The 1,135-nt window shown below is 63.8% G+C and carries 1 protein-coding gene; it reads left to right on the top strand.

The window, feature by feature from the left end; translation table 11 throughout:
- The first annotated feature begins 49 nt into the window (after nucleotides 1–49).
- Nucleotides 50–1,135 (top strand): IS630 family transposase, encoded by a 1,086-nt coding sequence (locus G1H10_RS32065; RefSeq protein WP_163745352.1) that lies wholly within the window; start codon nucleotides 50–52, stop codon nucleotides 1,133–1,135.

Here is a 1,135-nt window from a genome sequence, read left to right as displayed (position 1 = left end):
ACTAGTGTCGTGAGTCAATAATTCGTTGGCAAATGGGTAGACTCGGGTCGTGCCGAGTCCGAAGCTTGATCAAGTCGTGTTGTCCGATGAGGAGCGTTCCGTGCTGAGCGGCTGGGCGCGGCGGCGGAAGACCTCGCAGGCGTTGGCGTTGCGCTCGCGGATCGTGTTGCGGTGCGCGCAGGGTGGCACGATCGGCGAGGTCGCCCAGGATGTCGGGGTGTCGCGGAACACGGTGTCGAAGTGGCGTTCGAGGTTCATCTCGCACCGGCTGGACGGGTTGTCGGATGAGCCGCGTCCGGGCCGGCCGCGCACGGTCAGCGATGAGCAGGTGGAGCAGGTGATCACCAAGACGCTGGAGGAGGCCCCGGGTAAGGACACGCACTGGTCGACGAGGTCGATGGCTCAGGCCACGGGGATGTCGCAGTCGGCGATCTCGCGGATCTGGCGGGCGTTCGGGCTCAAGCCGCATGCCGTTGAGACCTGGAAGCTGTCCACTGATCCGCAGTTCGTGGACAAGGTCCGCGACGTGGTCGGGCTGTACATGAACCCTCCTGAGAACGCGCTGGTGCTCGCAGTCGATGAGAAGAGCCAGATGCAGGCGATCGACCGCACAGCCCCGAGCCTGCCGATCATGCCGACCACGCCCGAGCGGATGACCCACGACTACGTCCGCCACGGCACCACCAGCCTGTTCGCCGCCTTCGACGTCGCCAGCGGCTCGGTCATTGCCCAGCACTACCGTCGACACCGCCATCAGGAGTTCCTCCGCTTCCTCAAACTCATCGACGCCGCGGTCCCGAAAGAGCTGGACCTGCACCTGGTGCTGGACAACTACGCCACCCATAAGACCCCTGAGGTGAAGAAGTGGCTGATCCGGCATCCACGGTTTCACCTGCACTTCACCCCGACCAGCGCCTCCTGGATGAACCTCGTGGAACGATGGTTCGCCGAACTGACCAGCCGCAAGCTGCGCCGCTCCGCACACCGCAGCGTCGTCGAACTCGAAGCCGACGTCCGCGCCTGGATCAACGAATGGAACACCAGCCCAAAACCGTTCACCTGGACCAAGGACGCCGACGAGATCCTCGAAACCCTCGCTGCATACTGCCAACGAATTAACGACTCACGACACTAG

It is taken from the genome of Phytoactinopolyspora halotolerans, assembly GCF_010550675.1.
GTDB lineage: Bacteria > Actinomycetota > Actinomycetes > Jiangellales > Jiangellaceae > Phytoactinopolyspora > Phytoactinopolyspora halotolerans.
Note: the sequence above shows the minus strand (reverse complement) of the source record. Positions and strands in the feature narration are given on the sequence as shown.